The sequence below is a fragment of the Luteibacter yeojuensis genome (assembly GCF_000964085.1).
Classification (GTDB): domain Bacteria; phylum Pseudomonadota; class Gammaproteobacteria; order Xanthomonadales; family Rhodanobacteraceae; genus Luteibacter; species Luteibacter yeojuensis_A.
In genome coordinates, this window is record NZ_JZRB01000030.1 from 36,600 (window position 1) to 52,810 (window position 16,211).

The window sequence follows — 16,211 nt, forward strand, 5'->3', positions numbered from 1 at the left end:
TGGCATGGATCGGGGGGCGCCTAGTCTAGCGCCCCCGGCCCCTCAGGTCGCGGGCTGCCCCGTGGCCAGCAGGGTGTCCTCGTCGTTGGCCGGCAGCGCCAGGCGGTCAAGGCCGCGCGCGAAGAAGCGGCGGCATGCCGCGGCGGGGCGCCCGTCGCCGGCGGCCTCGCCCCACGAGGCCGAGCGCACCAGCAGGGCACCGGCCATGCACCGGGCGAGGGTGAAGGCGATGGCGCGCGCACTGGCTTCCAGCGCGGCACGGTCGCCAACCACGTCGCCGAGCAGGGATTCGGTGGTGTCCAGGGTGGCGTTGATCGTGGCGAGCTCGGGCGCGCCAGCCGGCACGAGGTTTGCCACCGCGGCACGCAGCGGTGCAAGGCCACTGGCCCCCAGCGCGCGCAGCATGTCGAGCGAAAGCACGTTGGTGGTGCCCTCCCATATCGCGTACACCTGCGCATCGCGCAGCAGTTGTGGCAACCCCGTGTCTTCGATGTAGCCGGCACCGCCGAAACATTCCAGGGCTTCGGAGGCGATGCGGATCGATGCCTTCGCCGTCCATAGCTTGGCCAGCGGCGTCAGCAGGCGCAGCAGCGCGGCGCCGTGCGCATCCGCCGCGCCGCGTTCCACGTGACCCAGCAGTTCCGCGACATGGAAGGCCAGCGAGAACGCACCTTCGTACTCGGCCTGCATGTTCGCCAGGGTGCGTGCGTGCAACGGCTGGTCGATGAGCCGCGCGCCGAACGCCGTGCGCCGCGTGGCGTAATCGCGTGCCAGTGCGATGGCGCGCGCCATCGTTGCCACGGCGCACACGGCGTTCCACGTGCGGGTGACATTGAGCATGGGCGCCACCTGGCGCACGCCATGCTCCAGTGGGCCCACCGGCGTGGCCGGCACGCCGTCGAGCGTGACCTCGGCGGTCGGCAGCTCATGCGTGCCCAGCTTCTTCTTCAGGCGGTCGATGGTGAGGCCCTGCCAGCGGCCTTCCTCGTCTTTCGTTTCGACGTAGAACAGCGCGAGCGCCGACGTGCCGGGGCCCGCGCCCTCGGGGCGGGCCAGCGCCAGCGCGGCTTCGCCCACCACGGCCGAGCTGAACCACTTGCGGCCATACAGGCGCCACTGCCCGCGCGCGTCGCGGCGGGCCACGGTTTCGGTGCGCCCCACGTCCGAGCCGCCCGGCGTTTCCGTCATCCACTGGCCCGAAAGCCAGAACGTGGCGGCGTCGCGGCTGAGGAAGTGGGGCAGGGCGCGGTCGATCAGTTCCCGGTTGCCGGAGGCTTTCAAGGCCGTCGCGGCGCCATCGGTCATCGCCAGGGGGCAGCAGTAGAACTCGCTGGCCGGGTGGTAGAGGTACACCCGGGCAAAGGTTTCCACGCGCGACCAGGGCGACTCGCCATGGCCCGCGGCGAGCACCGCGTGGCGGGTCGTGATGTCGGCACCTTCTTCCCATGCAGACGTCAGGGCGATGCGATCGACACGGGCACCCCAGGCATCCCACTGCGTGAGCACGGGTTCCGTGCGCGGCGTGCGCATGCGGCGGTCGTACGCATCGAGCGCATAGTCGCCCAGCGCATCGAGGTCGGCCGCGCTGTCGGCCAGCCGGTCCACCGGCAACGCATGGCCAAGCCATGCATCGAGCACGCGGTCGTCGCGGAACGGATGCGCCAGGCGCGGCGCGTCCTGCAGGAAGCCCATCGTGGAACCCTCTATCGTTTGCGCACCCCGGCGCCAAGCGTACCAATAAGCAGCAGGCACAACGCGAGTTCCACGAACGCGAGCCAGCGGTCGCCGGTGGAACTCCAGGCCTCGGCCACCCCGTGGCAGAAATAGAACAGCGCCAGGATGCCCACCCACAGCAGCGCGCGGGTGATGTTGCGCAATGCCAGCAACGGCAGGAGCAGGGGCGGCACGGTGATCAGCAGCGCCACCCATGCCGGGATCGAAACCGGCGGGTACATCGTGTACCACAGCAGCTGCACGCCGAGCAGCGCCGCCCATGCGTATAGCCCGGCTTTCTGCAGGCCCGTGGGCCGTGCCGTCATGCGGGGGTACCCAGGCGGCGCGCGATGTCCGCGAGGCGCTTGCCCAGTGCGCGGGCCAGCTCGCGTTCGTCGGCCGTGATGGCGTTCTCGCCCTTGGGCCCGGCCACATGGCTGGCGCCGTAAGGCGTGCCGCCCGAGGTGGTCGTCGAAAGCAGCGGCTCGGTGTAAGGGATGCCCACGATCAACATGCCGTGGTGGAGCAGGGGCAGGGCCATGGTGAGCAGGGTGGATTCCTGCCCGCCGTGCATGGTGCTGGTGGAGGTGAACAGGGCGGCGGGCTTGCCGGCGAGCGCGCCGGAGGCCCATTCCGCGCCGGTGGTGTCGAGGAAATGCTTGAGCGGCGCGGCCATGTTGCCGAAGCGGGTGGGGCTGCCCATCGCCAGGCCCACGCATTCGGTAAGGTCGGCGCGCGTGACATAGGGCGCGCCTTCTTCCGGCTCGGGCGGCATGGCGGTTTCGGTGGCTGGCGCCACGGGTGGCACCTGGCGCAGGCGGGCACGCATGCCGGGCACTTCCTCGATGCCGCGGGCGACGAGGCGGGCAAGCTGGGCCGTGTGGCCATGGCGGCTGTAGTAGAGTACGAGGATGTCGTGAGACATGGACGGGCGCCTTGTGGAAGGCCCTAGTCTCGCAGAACCACGAGCACGTGCCCAATTGCCTGGCACCAACGAAGGATGCCCATGCCGCTGCGCTTCGATCGCGACCGCGCCCTGAGCTTCACCCGCTTCACCTGGCTGCGCTTCGTCGACGACAAGTGCTTCGAAACGGCCGGTGCCCTGTCGTACACCACCCTGGTGTCGCTGGTGCCGCTCACCGTGGCGGTGTTCGCCATCCTGTCGGCGTTCCCGGTGTTCGCCGAGTGGCGCGGCAGCCTGGCCAACTACGCGTTCCAGAACTTCGTCCCCGCCACGGGCATCAAGATCCAGGAATACATGCTCGCGTTCGCCGACAAGGCCAGCCAGCTCACCGGCATTTCCATCCTGGTGATGCTGTTCAGCGCCGTGTCGATGATGGTGAGCATCGAGGATCGCCTCAACCGCATCTGGCGCGTGCGCAAGCCGCGCGGCTGGACATCGCGGCTGCTGTTGTACTGGGCGGCGCTCACGCTCGGCCCCATCCTGGTGGTGGGCGGCCTCGTCGCCTCGTCGTACCTCACCGCGTTGCCCATGCTGCACGAGGCCGCCGACCAGCTCGCCACGCAGGGCGGCCTGCTGAACCTGCTGCCGTTCGTCATCACGTTCGTTACCCTGGTGCTCATGTACACCATGGTGCCGAACCGCCGCGTGTCGTGGCGGCACGCGGCCATCGGCGCGTTGCTCAGCGCCATCCTCTTCGAGATCGCGCGCTGGGGCTTCACCGAGTTCATCCGCCATGCGCCTACCTACGAGGAGATCTACGGGGCGCTCGCGGCCATCCCCATCTTCCTGCTGTGGATCTACCTGTCGTGGATCATCGTGATCCTCGGCGCGTCCATCGCCGCGTCCATTTCGGCCTTCGAGTACACGCGCCCGCACGATGCCCTGCCCGAGGGCGCTGAGTTCATCGGCCTGCTGGTGGTGTTGCAGTATTTCGTCGAGGCGCAGCGCACGGGCGATAGCGTCGACCCGGCCAGCGTCCGCGTGGGCGAGCCCTACCTGCCGTCCAACGCCATCGCGGGCTATTTCGAGGACCTGCAAAAGGCCGACATGATCCAGCGCGGCGAGGCCGGCGGCTGGCTGCTGAGCCGCAGCCTCGATGCCACCGAGCTGCTGCGTGTGTACCGTTGCACCCATTACCGGCTTCCGCTGCACCCACGCCAGCAGGTGGAACGGCTGGGCATCCGCCTGCCGGCCAGCCTGCTCGTGCTGCTCGACCAGCTGGCCGCGGCGCTCGACGCCACCCTGGGCGCGCGGCTCGATACGCTGTTCCCTCCCCCCATCGCCCCCATCGAGGATGCTTCCCCATGATGTCGCGTCTCATCACCGCCCTGGCGCTCGCCGTCGCCGTGCCCGCCATGGCGTCCACCACCACGCCCGAACTGAAAGTGAAAACCCTCGACGGCAAGCCGTTCGACCTGGCCGCGCAGCGCGGCAAGTGGGTCATCGTCAACTACTGGGCCACGTGGTGCGTGCCCTGCATCAAGGAAATGCCGGATATCTCGAACTTCGTGAAGTCGCGCAAGGACGTCACGGCCATCGGCCTTGCCTTCGAGGACAGCGAGGCGAAGGACATCCAGGCGTTCGTCGCCAAGCACCCGGTGGTGTACCCCATCGCGCAGGTCGACGTCATGGCGCCGCCCAAGGATTTCGACAGCCCGAAGGGCCTGCCCACCACCTACCTCATCGCACCGGATGGCCACGTCGCCAAGCGCTTCGTCGGCCCCGTGGATGCCGCCAAGCTCGGCCAGGCCATCGGCCAGGGGAAATGACATGAACGCCGCGCGATTCGTCGTGAGGGGCCGGGTGCAGGGCGTGTTCTTCCGGGCCAGCACCCGCGAGCAGGCCGTGGGGCTTAAGCTCACCGGCCATGCGCGCAACATGATCGACGGCAGCGTCGAGGTAGTCGCCTACGGCGATGCCACGGCGCTCGACCAGCTCGAGGCCTGGCTGCATGACGGGCCGCCGACGGCGCAGGTGGAGGAGCTGTACCGGGAGGAGATCACGGTGCACGACGTGCCGGGCGATTTCCTGACGAAGTAGGTAGGAGCCCACCCTGTGGGCGACATCTTTTCGCGTGGCGTTGCAGGGCCTGTTGCTTTGTCGCGAAAGGCATCGCCCACGCAGTGGGCTCCTACAAATGGAGCACTAGGGCCCGGTGGCGTTCGCCGGCTTCGCGACAAAGGTGACCGGCAGCTTGCTGCCGTCGGAAAGCTCGAACGTCACCACCACCTTGTCGCCCGGGTTCACCGGGTGCTTCGGCTGCATGAGCATGACGTGGAAGCCGCCGGGCGAGAACGCGACCGTGCCGTTGGCCGGCACGGCGACCTTGTCGACCATCTCCATGCGGCCCATGCCGGTCTCGGTGCTGCTCTTGTGGATCATGGCGTCGCCGTAGTCGGCGCTTTCGGCACCCGTGATGGCGAGGCCCTCGGCCGAGGTGTTCTGCAGCGTGACATAACCACCGGCTGGCAGGCCGCCGGGTAGCACGCGGATCCATGCGCCTCTGGCCTTGATGGCGGTGGGCTCGGCGGCGTGCGCGGCGCCCGTGGCGAGCAGGGCGGCGAGGAAGAGGGTGCGCGTCATCAGGGCTCCAGGGACGTCAGCAGGTGCAGGTCGTGGACGATGTCGTCCTGCGAGGCGGATGGCGTGGCGAGCAGGCGGGCCTTCCCCTTGCCGTCGAAGATGTAGATGGCCGAGCTGTGGCTCACCTCGTAGTTGCCGTCGCCGCGATCGGGCTCGCGCGTGAACGCCGAGCGGTAACGCTTGGCCAGCGCCTCCACGTCGGCCTGGGAGCCGACGAGGCCAACGGCGCGCTTGTCGAACGCATTGACATAGGTGTGCATGATGGCCGGCGTATCGCGCGCCGGGTCGACGCTGACGAAGAGGATGCGGACCTTGTCGGCCGGCGCGCCAAGGCGGTCGAGCACCACGTGCAGCTGGGTGAGCGTGAGCGGGCACACATCGGGGCAGTGCGTGTAGCCGAAATACATGATGGCCACCTTGCCGCGGTAATCGGCGCCGGTGACGGGCTTGCCGTTATCGTCGGTGAGGCGAAAGTCGAGGTCGGGCAGGTGGCCGGCCACGTCGTTGAGCCGCCACGCCGGCTGCGCCTCGCGCTGGCAGGCGGCCAGGGGCAGCAGGGCGGCGAGGGCGAGCAGGGCCAGGAACACCCGGCGGCTACGAAACAGCTTCATGCGACACTCCGGAGGCGAACCGCCGAAGCATACGCCACCCATGCCGGGCGCACGGCATGGCCACCACCGGAAACCCCTTCATGCGACAACCTGTCAGCCGCCCCACCGCGTTCCTCGCCGGCTTTGCCGGCGCCACCGCCGTCGCGTTCGGCGCCTTCGGCGCGCACGCGCTGCGTGGCAAGGTCGACGATACCGCGCTCGCCGTGTGGCACACCGCTGTCGAGTACCACTTCTGGCACGCGCTGGCGTTGTTCGCAGGCATCATGGGGTTGCCCGCTGGCCGCGCACGCCGCGTGGCGCTCACGCTGTTCGGCGTCGGCATCGTGCTGTTCTCGGGCAGCCTTTACGCGCTAGCCCTGGGTGCGCCGCGCTGGACGGGCGCGATCACGCCGCTGGGCGGCGTAGCGTTCATGGCCGGCTGGGTGGCTGCCGCGATGTCACTGCGAAACATCTCAGCCCAGCGCGAGTAGCAGCGCTCAACCGCCGCCACCCTTGCCGCCAGCCTGGCCGGCGAAGGGGCTCATCTCTGAACTCGGTGCAGGCATGTCCATGAGCGAGGACGCCGCCGTGGCCCTTTCGATCCGCAGGCTGCCCAGCACGCTCATGGAGTGGAAGAACCGCCACGGGTCGCCACTGCCCACGCCAAGCGCGATGTGCGTGGAATCGAAGCGGCGCTGGGCGGAATCAAAACTCACCCAACGATTCTGGATCCAGGCCTGGGTCCATGCATGGGGCACGAAGACGCGAGCCGCGCCACCGTACCGGTCCACGTAAACGATGCCCGTGACGACCCGTGCCGGGATGCCCAGCGCACGTGCCAGCGCCGTGAGCAACACGGCATGCTCGGTGCAATCGCCGCGGCGCGTGTGCATGGTTTCCAGCGCGGAGGCGTAGCCCACGTCCAGTCCCTTTTCCGAGATGTAATCGGAAAGATAGGAGCGCAGCCGGCGCATGCGTTGCAGGTCGCTCGCGGCATCGCCGACGATGCGTCGCGCCATCGCGATGACCTCGGGTGATTCGGATTGCACCCATGGATTGGCCGCGGTGTCGTCGACACCCGGGCCGGCCTCGGTGCTGTCGGGTACCGCGAAGCCGACATCGATCTGGTAAAGCCCATCGCCCAGCGGGTGCACATGCTGCTCGTCGGTTTCGATGAACGGGTTAGGCCGGTCGCCACGCACGGTGATGAGGTAGCGCACGGGCGCCACGCGCATGCTGGACACCATGGGGCGGGGCGATTCCACCATCGCCGCGCGGAGAAGGTCGACATCTTGGTCCGGTGCGTTGGCACACGCCTGGTCGCAGGCGGCCATTTCCATGTGGAAGCCAAGCAAGGGCGCGATGCCACGGCGCACATTGCCGTTGTCGTCCACCCAGGTATCGACGTACTGGCTGCCGTTGGCGCCGGCAAGGCTCTGCCGCAGGTGGTGCAGGGTTTCGCGGCCCTGCGGCAGGTCCACTGTCTCGTCGCCGATGACGACCACGTCGACGGTGGCCACCTGCTGCTTCTGCGGATCGAAATTCCGTGTCTGGTACGTGGTGCCGGGCTTGAATCCCCGCCGTACCATGTTGAGCCGCTGGCCTTCGACCATGGCGGCGCCGGTAGGCCAGATCAGCAGGTTCACCCGCGACTGGCCGCCTACCGTGTTGGCGACCTGGAACGCGCCGTCGTCGCGCCGCTCGCCTTCCACCAGGTTTTCCTGCGACGACATCGACGACTTCGCGAAAAAGCCCAGCGGCACGCCCGCGGCGGACTCGACCGACTGGATCTCGGTGCGCATGGCCAGCGGGGTCTTGATCCGGGTGAGCCGGAAATCGAGCACCTGCGAGGTGGTGACCTTGTCCTGGGCCACCTCGCGGTCGATTTTCAGCTTGCCCACCTTGCGGCCGTCGAGCATGACGGTCATCCAGGTTTCCGTGGCCAGCGCGCACGCCGGGGCCAGGCACAGCAGTACGGCGAGAACAGCGCGTGAGCGTCTCATGGGCGTACTTCCGGATTGTCGGGGACAGCTGCATAACACCACGTTCGCGGCCCGAGTCAAGCCCCCCATTCGTTGGGTGCCCGGCCCGCTAGAATGGGCGCTTTCCCACCCTGGACCCGCCTCCCATGCATACCTTCGGCACGCCCCGCACCCCCACCGCCCTGAAGGTGCTCCTGCTTGGCTCCGGCGAGCTCGGCAAGGAGGTGGCGATCGAACTGCAGCGGTTCGCCGTGGAGGTGGTGGCGGTGGACCGTTACGCGAACGCCCCGGCCATGCAGGTCGCCCACCGCAGCCACGTCATCGACATGCTCGACGGCGCCGCGCTGCGCGCGCTTATCGAGGAAGAAAAGCCCAACCTCGTCGTGCCCGAAATCGAGGCGATCCACACGCCGACCCTCGTGGCGATGGAACAGGAGGGCCTGAAGGTGATTCCGACGGCGAAGGCCGCGTGGCTCACGATGGACCGCGAAGGCATCCGCCGGCTGGCCGCCGAGGAGCTCGGGCTGCCCACGTCGCCCTACCGCTTCTGCGACACACGCGAGGCCTTTGACGAGGCGATCGCCGCCCTGGGCACGCCATGCGTGGTGAAGCCGGTGATGAGTTCATCGGGCAAGGGCCAGAGCGTGGTCCGCACGCCGGCCGATGCGGGCAAGGCGTGGGACTACGCGCAATCCGGTGGCCGTGCCGGCAAGGGGCGCGTCATCGTCGAGGGCTTCATCGATTTCGACTATGAGATCACCTTGCTGACCGTGCGCCACCGCGATGGCGTGTCGTTCTGCGCGCCCATCGGCCACCGCCAGGAAGACGGCGATTACCGCGAATCGTGGCAGCCGCAGCCGATGAGCGATGCCGCGCGTGCGTCCGCCGAACGCCAGGCCGATGCCATCACGAGCGCGCTCGGCGGCTGGGGCGTGTTCGGCGTGGAGTTCTTCGTCCGCGGCGACGAGGTCATCTTCTCGGAGGTGAGCCCACGCCCCCACGATACCGGCCTGGTCACGCTTATCTCGCAGGATCTTTCCGAATTCGCGCTGCACGCCCGGGCCATCCTCGGCCTGCCCGTGCCCGAGATACACCTGTTCGCGCCGGCCGCCTCGTGCGCCGTGCTGGTGGAGGGCGAGGGCCACGCGCCCACCTACCATGGCGTGGCGGAGGCGCTGGCGGAAACGGGCACCATGCTCCGTATCTTTGGCAAGCCCGAGGTGCGCGGGCGCCGGCGCATGGCGGTGACCCTCGCCCGGGCCGCCACGGTGGACGAAGCCCTGGACAAGGCCAAGCGGGCGGCCGGCCGCATCCGGGTCGTGCTCTGACGGCCTCAACGTCCGTTCACGCCTGAATGTTAAGCTGGCCCGCTCCTATGGACGACGCATGGCCATGAGCGGACGCCGCGACCCCCACGAACGCACCGAGCCCACGCTCGGTCGCCTGGATGACCTCGACAAGCCGGCGGCCCCGCCGGTGGACGACGGGCTGCCGCGCATCGTCGTCGACGAGCCACGTCGCGGGGGCGCCACGCCGCCGCCGCGGGCCCGCCGGCCGCAGCCGCCGCGCAAGCGGGGCTGGCTCATCCCGCTGCTGGTACTTTTGCTCATTGGCGTGGCCACCGCGCTGTACCTGCAGCAGGATCGCCTGCGCAACATGGTGCCCAGCACCGAACTCAACGACACGCTGGCCCAGGCCAACGCGGCGCTCGATGCCGGCAAGCTCGACGGCACCAACGGCGACAGCGCCCGCGAGCTGTTCGAGAAGGCGCGCGACCAGCAGCCCGATAGCGACCAGGCCCGTGATGGCCTGCGCCGGGTTGGCCAGGCCGAGGTCAGCCGCGCCGATGCCGCGCTCAATGCCGGCAACCTCGACGAGGCCGAGGCGGCCCTCAACGTGGCGCGCGAACTCCTCGGCGGTGGCAACGACATCGAGCAACTCGCCCAGCGCCTGTCGCAGGCGCGCAACCCGCAAAAGCAGACGGAGTCCCTCGTCGACCAGGCCCAGCAGGCGTTCGCCGCGGGCAAGTTCGATGGCGACGATGGCGCCGGCCCGCTGTACCGTCGCGTGCTCGACGCCGACAAGACCAACGCCGTCGCCGCCCGCGGCCTCGACAAGGTGGGCGACGCGCTGGCCGCCCAGGCCCGCCAGGCCATCGCCGCGAACGATCGCGCCAAGGCCAATGCCATCGTCGACCGCATCGCCATCCTGGTGCCCGGCTACGGCGACCTGCCGTCGCTGCGCGCGGCGCTGGCCGAGAACCGCAAGCAGGATGACCAGGCCGTGGCCACGCTGGTGCAGCAGGGCAACGAAGCCATGCGCGCCGGCCGCTTCACGGGGGAGGGCGACGACAACGCCCTGGCACGATTCCGCGCGGCGCTGGCCGCCGACCCCGATAACGCGGACGCGAAAGCGGGCCTGGGCCAGGTGGCGCAGGCCCTCATCGTGCAAGCCAACGCCGCCATCGACAGCGAGGACGACGACCAGGCCAACCGCCTGCTCGACCAGGCGGCGAAGCTGGCGCCGAAATCCGCCGAGCTGGCGGCGGCCCGCGCCCGCATCGCGGGTGGTGGCAAGCCCGGCGGTGCGCCGGCCACCGCGGGCGGCGGCACGTTGCCCGTGGCGGGTGACGACGGCGCGGCGCAGGCCTCCATGGAGGTGAGCCCCGAGCAGAAGGCCCGCGTGCAGCAGCTGGTGCGCCGCGCGCAGCAGGCCGCGTCCCGTGGCGACATCATGGATCCCCCGGGCGACAGCGCGTACGACCTTTACCGCAACGCCCTCGCCATCGACGGCAACGACCCGACGGCGCGCGCCGGCCTGCAAGCCCTGCCCACGCAGGTCGAGAAACTGATGCAGCAGGCGGTGGCCAACGGCAACGTCAGCCGCGCCGAGAACCTCTACGCCACGCTTTCCGATCTCGCGCCGGGCGACGCGTCGCAGGGCGACCTGCGCCACAAGCTCGGCAGCGCGTACATCGACAACGCCTTGCAGCGGGCATCGCAGGGCGATCGCCAGGGGGCGTTCCAGGCGCTCGAACGTGCCCGCCGCTACGCGCCGGACGACCCGCGCCTGCAGGCCACGTATGAACGCATCGCGACGGGTCGCTGACGCCCCATGACGGTGTTGGTCATCGGTGCGTCGAGCCAGATCGGGCGTTTCCTGCTCCCGCGCCTGGATGCCATCGGGTGCGAATGGGTGGGGCTTAGCCGCGCCGCGCCCGCGGACGACGCGCGCTGGTTGCGCGGGCACGTGCCCGACGCCATGCCTGCGCTACCGCCGGTCACCGCCATCCTCTCGGCGGGGCCGCTCGACCACCTGGCCACCTGGCTGGCCACGACCCGGCTTGATGGGCGGCCACATATCATCGCCACCTCGTCGATGAGCGCGGAAAGCAAGCGCGACTCCGACGTGCCGCACGAGCGGGAACTCAGCCGGCGCCTGCGTGACGCCGAGACCCGCCTCGCCACCACCTGCGCCTCGTGGGGCATGCCGTGGACGATCTTTCGCCCAACCCTGGTGTACGGGGCGGGGATGGATCGCAGCATCACGCCGATCGTGCAGGCCGCCATCCGCCGCCGGGTGTTCCCTTTGCCCGCGGCCCGCGGCCAGCGGCAACCGGTGCATGCCGATGACATCGCCGCCGCCTTCGTCGCCGCGCTGGGCAACGCGCGTGCCCGGGGCAAGACCTTCCCGATCGGCGGCGGTGACCGTCTCAGCGCCGGCGAGATGTTCCGCCGCGCCCGCCGCAGCATGGGTGTCGCCACGCTGCCGGCCCCCGTGCCACGGGTGGCGCTGGCCCTGGCGGCCGCGCTGCGGCCCGAGCTGCGCGGCGCCCTGCAGCGGCTGGATAGCGACCTGGTCGCCGATAACGCCGAGCTCGAGGCGGTGCTTGGCGTGCATCCGCGCCCGTTCCGCCCGGAGCCCGCCACGTGGCGCACGCCCGCCTAGCCATGGCTTTGCCAGCGTTCGTTCAGATGCCCGCCGGGCGCATGCCCCTATCATCCCACCACGTCATTCTCCCCAGGACCTCCCCGCGTTGGCTTTCCTCCACCGTCTAGGCTCCCTCCTGCGCGCCAGCTGGCCCTGGCTGCGCATTCCCTTCTGGCTAGTGATGGGCCTGCTGTTCGGGTTCCTGCTGCCGTACACGCTCATCCTCAACTCGCGGCTGCAGGATCGCTTCACCGACCTCGTGTTCGCGGTGCCGACGCGCGTCTACGCGCGCCCCCTGCTGCTGGAGCCCGGCCGCGCCATGACGCCGGCCACGCTGGAGCTCGAGCTCACGTTCGCGGGCTACACCGTCGATGCCGGTGGCAAGGTGCAGGGTAGCTACTCGAAGAACGGCTCGCGGTTCATCATCAACTCGCGGGGGTATTCGGGCCCCGACGGTGGCGAACTCTCGCACCGCCTGCGTGTCACGCTGGCCGGTGGCGAAGTGGCGTCCGTGGTCGACGACGTGAACGGCAAGCCGATCAAGGCCATCCACCTCGACCCCGCCCGCATCGCCACGTTCTACGGCGCCGAGCAGGAGGAGCGCCGCATCGTGCGCCTCGAGAACGTGCCGCCGTTGCTGGTGCAGGGCCTGCAGGCCGTCGAGGACCGCGACTTCAACCACCATATCGGCCTTGATTTCTCGGCCATCGCACGCGCCATGTTCGCCAACCTGCGCGCGGGCCACACCGTGCAGGGCGGCTCCACGCTCACGCAGCAGCTGGTGCGCAACCTCTTCCTCGACCGCAGCCAGAACTACCTGCGCAAGGTGAACGAGGCCATCCTGTCGTTGCTCATGGAGGCGCATTACTCCAAGCACCGCATCCTCGAGGCTTATGTCAACGAGGTGTTCCTCGGCCAGCAGGGCAACCAGGCGGTACATGGCTTCGCGGCCGGCGCCGAGTTCTTCTTCGGGCGCCGCATGGAAGACCTGCGCCCGCAGGAGATCGCCCTCCTCATCGGCCTGGTAAAGGGCCCGAGCTACTACGATCCGCGGCGCTACCCCGAGCGCGCGCTGCAGCGACGCAACCTGGTGCTGCAGCAGTTCAGCGATACGGGCCTGCTCACCGCGGCCGAGGTCAAGGCCGCGCAGGCCACGCCGCTGGGCATCGCGGGCAACGCGCAGCTGCCGCACAACCGCTTCCCGGCGTTCATGCAGCTGGTGCGCTCGCAGATCCTGGCCGACTTCGACGAGCAGGCGCTGCGCGACGGCAGCCTCAGCATCTTCACCACGCTCGACCCCGCCGCGCAGCTCTACACCGAGCAGGCGATCCTCACCACCACGAAGGCCCTGGGCAAGCGCGGTGCGGCGGCGCAGGCCGCGGCGGTGGTCACCGACGTCGCCGACGGCAGCGTGCTGGCCGTGGTCGGCTCGCGCGACCCGGGCGAGCAGGGGTTCAACCGCGCGCTAGATGCGCGGCGCTCCATTGGCTCGCTGGTGAAGCCGCTGGTATACCTCGTGGCGCTGGCGCAGCCGTCGAAATGGTCGCTCGCGTCCATCGTCGACGATTCGCCGATCAACATGCGCCAGCCCGATGGCAAGCCGTGGACCCCGCAGAACGACGACCGCGAAATCCACGGCCAGGTGCCCATGCTCGATGCGCTGGTGCACTCGTGGAACCTGGCCACGGTGAACCTGGGCATGCAGGTGGGCATCCCGCGCATCAAGGGGTTCCTTGAGTCGTTCGGGCTCGAGAACGTGAACCCCAGCCCGTCGCTGTTGCTGGGCGCCATCGATCTGTCGCCGCTGCAGGTGGCGCAACTCTACGAGTACATCGCCGCCGATGGCCACGCGCTGCCGCTGGTGGCCGTGCGTGGGGTCATGGATAACAAGGGCCAGGCCATCAAGCGCTACGACGTGAAGGTGGGCGAGGGCGAATACCAGGAAGCCGCCCGGCTCACCAAGTGGGCCATGCAGCAGGTGGTCACGAGCGGCACCGCCGCCGCCATCGGCAATTCCAGCCTCGGTGCGCTGCACGCGGCCGGCAAGACCGGCACCAGCGACAGCAACCGCGATAGCTGGTTCGCCGGCTTCACGGGCGAACACCTCGCGGTGGTGTGGATGGGCCGCGACGACAACAAGCCCTCGGGCCTCTACGGCGCCACGGGCAGCATGCGCGTGTGGCAGGAACTGTTCCGCAAACTGCCCACCACGCCGCTGTCGGCGCAGCCGGGCGATGGCCTGGAGATGGCGTGGATGAACACCCGAACCGGCAAGCGCACCGACCCCTCGTGCGAGGGCGCGCGGCAGTTCCCGTTCATCTCCGGCTACGTGCCTGAACAAGAGCAGGGCTGTTTCTGGCAGCAATTCAAGGGTATGTTCGGCGGCGGCGACAACGGTCAGCAACAGCCGGCCCAGCCGCCCGTCCCTAGTAATCCCACGGATTAACCATGCTTCGTCTTCGCTATTGCGCCATCACCGCCGCCGCCCTCGTCGCCGCCTGCAGCCAGCCCGCTCCGCCGCAGGCCACCCGCCCCAGCCCGCCCGCCTACGACATCGTGGCGCAGATCCGCGCCGCGGGTGAGCGCGAGAAATCGGCCATCGAAGTGGCCCCGCTGCGCGATCCGGGCGTGCAAGGCCTCGAGAAGGCCGCCATGGACGACGAGCGCGCCGGCAAGTACGACGACGCCGACGCCAAGCTCCAGCAGGCCCTGAAGCTCGCGCCCGAGGCGCCCGAGCTCATCCAGGACCGCGCCGAGATCGCGGTGCGCAAGCAGGATTTCGCCTCGGCCGAGAAGCTGGCGAAGCAATCGTTCGAGATGGGCCCCAAGTCGGGCAGCCTGTGCGCCCGCAACCAGCAGACGATCTACGAGATGCGCATGCAGGCCGGCGACCAGGCCGGTGCCATGGCCGCGCGCACCGAACTGGGCAAGTGCCACATCGCAGGCCCGAACCGGTTCTGAGCCAGGACTTGCAACAGCTTTTGTAGGAGCCCGCTCGCGGGCGACAGCTTTCGCGACAAGGCCCCAGGGCCTGTGGCGTTTGGGCGAAAGATGTCGCGCACGAAGTGCGCTCCTACATGGCGTTGGTATCAGGCTGCGCGGATCTTGCGGCCGTGCGCGTGCACGGTATCGACCAGCACCTTGACGTTATCCGGGTCCACTTCCGGCGTGATGCCGTGGCCGAGGTTGAACACGTGGCCGGGGTGGTTGCCGAACGCATCGAGCACCGCGCGCGCCTCGCGTTCGACGATGGCAGGCGTGGCGCGCAGCACCGCCGGGTCGAGGTTGCCTTGTAGCGCCACCTGGTGGCCCACGCGCTGGCGTGCCTCGCCGATGCCGATGGTCCAGTCCACGCCCAGGCCATCGCAGCCCGTGTCGGCCAACGCTTCGAGCTGACCGTTGGCGCCCTTGGAGAACAGGATGACCGGGATGCCTCGGCAGGCCGGGTCGGCCTTCACCGTGGCGACCACCTGCGCCATGTAGCGCAGCGAGAACTCGCGGAACGGGGCAGGGCCCAGCAGGCCGCCCCAGGTATCGAACACCATCAGCGCCTGCGCGCCTGCGTGCGCCTGCGCGACGAGGTAGGCGGCCACCGCGCGCGCCAGCGTATCGAGCAGCGCGTGCGCAAGCGCGGGCTCGCTCCACGCCATGGCCTTCACCCGCGCGAAATCACGCGAGCCCTGGCCCTCGACCATGTAGCAGGCGAGCGTCCACGGGCTGCCGGAGAAACCGATGAGCGGCACGCGGCCGCCCAGCTCCTTGCGGATGAGGCGCACCGCGTCCATGACATAGCGCAGCTCGCCGTCCATGTCGGGCACGGCCAGCGCGTGGATGGCGGCGGCATCGCGCACGGGCCGGGCGAAGCGCGGGCCCTCGCCGGCCTCGAACGACAGGCCCAGGCCCATCGCGTCGGGGATGGTGAGGATGTCGGAGAACAGGATGGCCGCATCGAGGTCGAAACGCGCCAGCGGCTGCAGGGTGACTTCGCATGCGAACTCGGGGTTCGTGGCCAGGCCCATGAAGCTGCCGGCCTTTCCGCGCGTGGCGCGGTACTCCGGCAGGTAGCGGCCTGCCTGGCGCATCACCCACAGGGGCGTGGTGTCGGTCGGCTCGCGGCGGAGGGCGCGGAGGAAACGGTCGTTGCGCGGTACGTCAGCGGCCATGCGCCGACTCCTGTCCCTGGCTGAACATGACTTTGAAACCTTTCTTGATCTGGGCGTCGCGGGCCTTTTCGAACGCGGCCAGCGCGGCATCGCGCTCCAGGTAGATGTCGCGCTTCAGCGTGGCCTTGCCGCCCTGCGTGCCGCTCTCGCGGTAGAGGGTCCAGCCGCCGAGCAGATCCTGCTCGAGCGTGATCTGGACATAGCGGGGGGCTTCACCGCCCGCCGCCGGCATGGTTTGCATGTAAATCCGCATTGCATCGACCTGGATGACGCAGGAACCGCCGAT

Annotated in this window: 17 protein-coding genes; 9 read left to right on the forward strand and 8 right to left on the reverse strand. The window is 69.4% G+C overall.

Going from position 1 to position 16,211, the window contains the following annotated elements:
* Positions 1-42 precede the first annotated feature (42 nt).
* From VI08_RS14145 to wrbA, 3 genes are read right to left on the reverse strand one after another with little or no spacing between them, the layout of a single operon-like run.
* A complete protein-coding gene (locus VI08_RS14145; protein ID WP_045830251.1) occupies positions 43-1,692 on the reverse strand; it encodes an acyl-CoA dehydrogenase family protein in 1,650 nt (549 codons plus the stop codon).
* An 11-nt stretch (positions 1,693-1,703) separates the two neighbouring features.
* A complete protein-coding gene (locus VI08_RS14150; RefSeq protein ID WP_052697964.1) occupies positions 1,704-2,039 on the reverse strand; it encodes a DUF2069 domain-containing protein in 336 nt (111 codons plus the stop codon).
* Positions 2,036-2,638 carry an NAD(P)H:quinone oxidoreductase gene (gene wrbA, locus VI08_RS14155; RefSeq protein ID WP_045830252.1) on the reverse strand — a complete coding sequence of 201 codons (603 nt, stop codon included), beginning with the start codon at positions 2,636-2,638 and terminating at the stop codon, positions 2,036-2,038. Before wrbA ends, VI08_RS14150 begins: the two co-directional genes overlap by 4 nt.
* Positions 2,639-2,719: 81 nt before the next feature.
* Between wrbA and VI08_RS14160 the strand changes: the two genes are divergently transcribed.
* Genes VI08_RS14160 through VI08_RS14170 form a run of 3 tightly spaced genes read left to right on the forward strand, consistent with a single transcriptional unit; the run spans position 2,720 to position 4,717 of the window.
* Entirely contained in the window at positions 2,720-3,985 is a 1,266-nt protein-coding gene (locus VI08_RS14160) for a YihY family inner membrane protein (RefSeq protein ID WP_045830253.1), read from the forward strand.
* Entirely contained in the window at positions 3,982-4,446 is a 465-nt protein-coding gene (locus VI08_RS14165) for a TlpA family protein disulfide reductase (RefSeq protein ID WP_052697966.1), read from the forward strand. The genes VI08_RS14160 and VI08_RS14165 overlap by 4 nt, the downstream gene beginning before the upstream one ends.
* Position 4,447: 1 nt before the next feature.
* On the forward strand, positions 4,448-4,717 hold the full coding sequence (locus VI08_RS14170) for an acylphosphatase (protein ID WP_045830254.1): 270 nt from the start codon (positions 4,448-4,450) through the stop codon (positions 4,715-4,717).
* A 105-nt stretch (positions 4,718-4,822) separates the two neighbouring features.
* Here VI08_RS14170 and VI08_RS14175 read toward each other — a convergent pair whose 3' ends face one another.
* Both VI08_RS14175 and VI08_RS14180 read right to left on the reverse strand, forming a co-directional pair.
* Positions 4,823-5,260: a copper chaperone PCu(A)C gene (locus VI08_RS14175; RefSeq protein ID WP_045830255.1), complete on the reverse strand. Its 438-nt coding sequence runs from the start codon at positions 5,258-5,260 to the stop codon at positions 4,823-4,825.
* Entirely contained in the window at positions 5,260-5,871 is a 612-nt protein-coding gene (locus VI08_RS14180) for an SCO family protein (RefSeq protein WP_045830256.1), read from the reverse strand. Before VI08_RS14180 ends, VI08_RS14175 begins: the two co-directional genes overlap by 1 nt.
* An 80-nt stretch (positions 5,872-5,951) precedes the next feature.
* On the opposite strand from VI08_RS14180, the gene VI08_RS14185 reads away from it, so the two are divergent.
* Positions 5,952-6,341 carry a DUF423 domain-containing protein gene (locus VI08_RS14185; protein WP_045830343.1) on the forward strand — a complete coding sequence of 130 codons (390 nt, stop codon included), beginning with the start codon at positions 5,952-5,954 and terminating at the stop codon, positions 6,339-6,341.
* A gap of 6 nt (positions 6,342-6,347) precedes the next feature.
* Here the strand turns inward: VI08_RS14185 and VI08_RS14190 are convergent, their stop codons facing one another.
* Complete coding sequence (locus VI08_RS14190) at positions 6,348-7,853, reverse strand: transglutaminase-like domain-containing protein (protein ID WP_198148957.1); 1,506 nt, start codon at positions 7,851-7,853, stop codon at positions 6,348-6,350.
* Positions 7,854-7,978: 125 nt separating this feature from the next.
* On the opposite strand from VI08_RS14190, the gene purT reads away from it, so the two are divergent.
* The 5 genes from purT to VI08_RS14215 all read left to right on the forward strand — a co-directional run bounded on the left by purT (position 7,979) and on the right by VI08_RS14215 (position 14,723).
* The gene (gene purT / locus VI08_RS14195; RefSeq protein WP_045830258.1) at positions 7,979-9,160 is read left to right on the forward strand and encodes a formate-dependent phosphoribosylglycinamide formyltransferase; all 1,182 of its coding nucleotides are present in this window, start codon (positions 7,979-7,981) and stop codon (positions 9,158-9,160) included.
* Positions 9,161-9,224: 64 nt separating this feature from the next.
* A complete protein-coding gene (locus VI08_RS14200) occupies positions 9,225-10,940 on the forward strand; it encodes a hypothetical protein (protein WP_045830344.1) in 1,716 nt (571 codons plus the stop codon).
* A 6-nt stretch (positions 10,941-10,946) separates the two neighbouring features.
* Positions 10,947-11,780, forward strand: coding sequence for an NAD-dependent epimerase/dehydratase family protein (locus VI08_RS14205; protein ID WP_045830259.1), 834 nt, complete (start codon positions 10,947-10,949; stop codon positions 11,778-11,780).
* A gap of 88 nt (positions 11,781-11,868) precedes the next feature.
* Positions 11,869-14,208: a penicillin-binding protein 1B gene (gene mrcB / locus VI08_RS14210; RefSeq protein WP_045830260.1), complete on the forward strand. Its 2,340-nt coding sequence runs from the start codon at positions 11,869-11,871 to the stop codon at positions 14,206-14,208.
* Positions 14,209-14,210: 2 nt separating this feature from the next.
* Positions 14,211-14,723 carry a tetratricopeptide repeat protein gene (locus VI08_RS14215; RefSeq protein ID WP_045830261.1) on the forward strand — a complete coding sequence of 171 codons (513 nt, stop codon included), beginning with the start codon at positions 14,211-14,213 and terminating at the stop codon, positions 14,721-14,723.
* A gap of 128 nt (positions 14,724-14,851) precedes the next feature.
* Here VI08_RS14215 and hemE read toward each other — a convergent pair whose 3' ends face one another.
* Both hemE and VI08_RS14225 read right to left on the reverse strand, forming a co-directional pair.
* Positions 14,852-15,925 carry a uroporphyrinogen decarboxylase gene (gene hemE / locus VI08_RS14220; protein WP_045830262.1) on the reverse strand — a complete coding sequence of 358 codons (1,074 nt, stop codon included), beginning with the start codon at positions 15,923-15,925 and terminating at the stop codon, positions 14,852-14,854.
* The gene (locus VI08_RS14225) at positions 15,915-16,178 is read right to left on the reverse strand and encodes a WGR domain-containing protein (RefSeq protein ID WP_045830263.1); all 264 of its coding nucleotides are present in this window, start codon (positions 16,176-16,178) and stop codon (positions 15,915-15,917) included. Before VI08_RS14225 ends, hemE begins: the two co-directional genes overlap by 11 nt.
* Positions 16,179-16,211 lie beyond the last annotated feature (33 nt).

Excerpts from the sequence above, each read along its gene's own strand:
- VI08_RS14145 (WP_045830251.1), bottom strand. The coding sequence starts at position 1,692 with ATGGGCTTCCTGCAGGACGCGCCGCGCCTGGCGCATCCGTTCCGCGAC.
- VI08_RS14150 (WP_052697964.1), bottom strand. The coding sequence starts at position 2,039 with ATGACGGCACGGCCCACGGGCCTGCAGAAAGCCGGGCTATACGCATGG.
- wrbA (WP_045830252.1), bottom strand. The coding sequence starts at position 2,638 with ATGTCTCACGACATCCTCGTACTCTACTACAGCCGCCATGGCCACACG.
- VI08_RS14160 (WP_045830253.1), top strand. The coding sequence starts at position 2,720 with ATGCCGCTGCGCTTCGATCGCGACCGCGCCCTGAGCTTCACCCGCTTC.
- VI08_RS14165 (WP_052697966.1), top strand. The coding sequence starts at position 3,982 with ATGATGTCGCGTCTCATCACCGCCCTGGCGCTCGCCGTCGCCGTGCCC.
- VI08_RS14170 (WP_045830254.1), top strand. The coding sequence starts at position 4,448 with ATGAACGCCGCGCGATTCGTCGTGAGGGGCCGGGTGCAGGGCGTGTTC.
- VI08_RS14175 (WP_045830255.1), bottom strand. The coding sequence starts at position 5,260 with ATGACGCGCACCCTCTTCCTCGCCGCCCTGCTCGCCACGGGCGCCGCG.
- VI08_RS14180 (WP_045830256.1), bottom strand. The coding sequence starts at position 5,871 with ATGAAGCTGTTTCGTAGCCGCCGGGTGTTCCTGGCCCTGCTCGCCCTC.
- VI08_RS14185 (WP_045830343.1), top strand. The coding sequence starts at position 5,952 with ATGCGACAACCTGTCAGCCGCCCCACCGCGTTCCTCGCCGGCTTTGCC.
- VI08_RS14190 (WP_198148957.1), bottom strand. The coding sequence starts at position 7,853 with ATGAGACGCTCACGCGCTGTTCTCGCCGTACTGCTGTGCCTGGCCCCG.
- purT (WP_045830258.1), top strand. The coding sequence starts at position 7,979 with ATGCATACCTTCGGCACGCCCCGCACCCCCACCGCCCTGAAGGTGCTC.
- VI08_RS14200 (WP_045830344.1), top strand. The coding sequence starts at position 9,225 with ATGAGCGGACGCCGCGACCCCCACGAACGCACCGAGCCCACGCTCGGT.
- VI08_RS14205 (WP_045830259.1), top strand. The coding sequence starts at position 10,947 with ATGACGGTGTTGGTCATCGGTGCGTCGAGCCAGATCGGGCGTTTCCTG.
- VI08_RS14215 (WP_045830261.1), top strand. The coding sequence starts at position 14,211 with ATGCTTCGTCTTCGCTATTGCGCCATCACCGCCGCCGCCCTCGTCGCC.
- hemE (WP_045830262.1), bottom strand. The coding sequence starts at position 15,925 with ATGGCCGCTGACGTACCGCGCAACGACCGTTTCCTCCGCGCCCTCCGC.
- VI08_RS14225 (WP_045830263.1), bottom strand. The coding sequence starts at position 16,178 with ATGCGGATTTACATGCAAACCATGCCGGCGGCGGGCGGTGAAGCCCCC.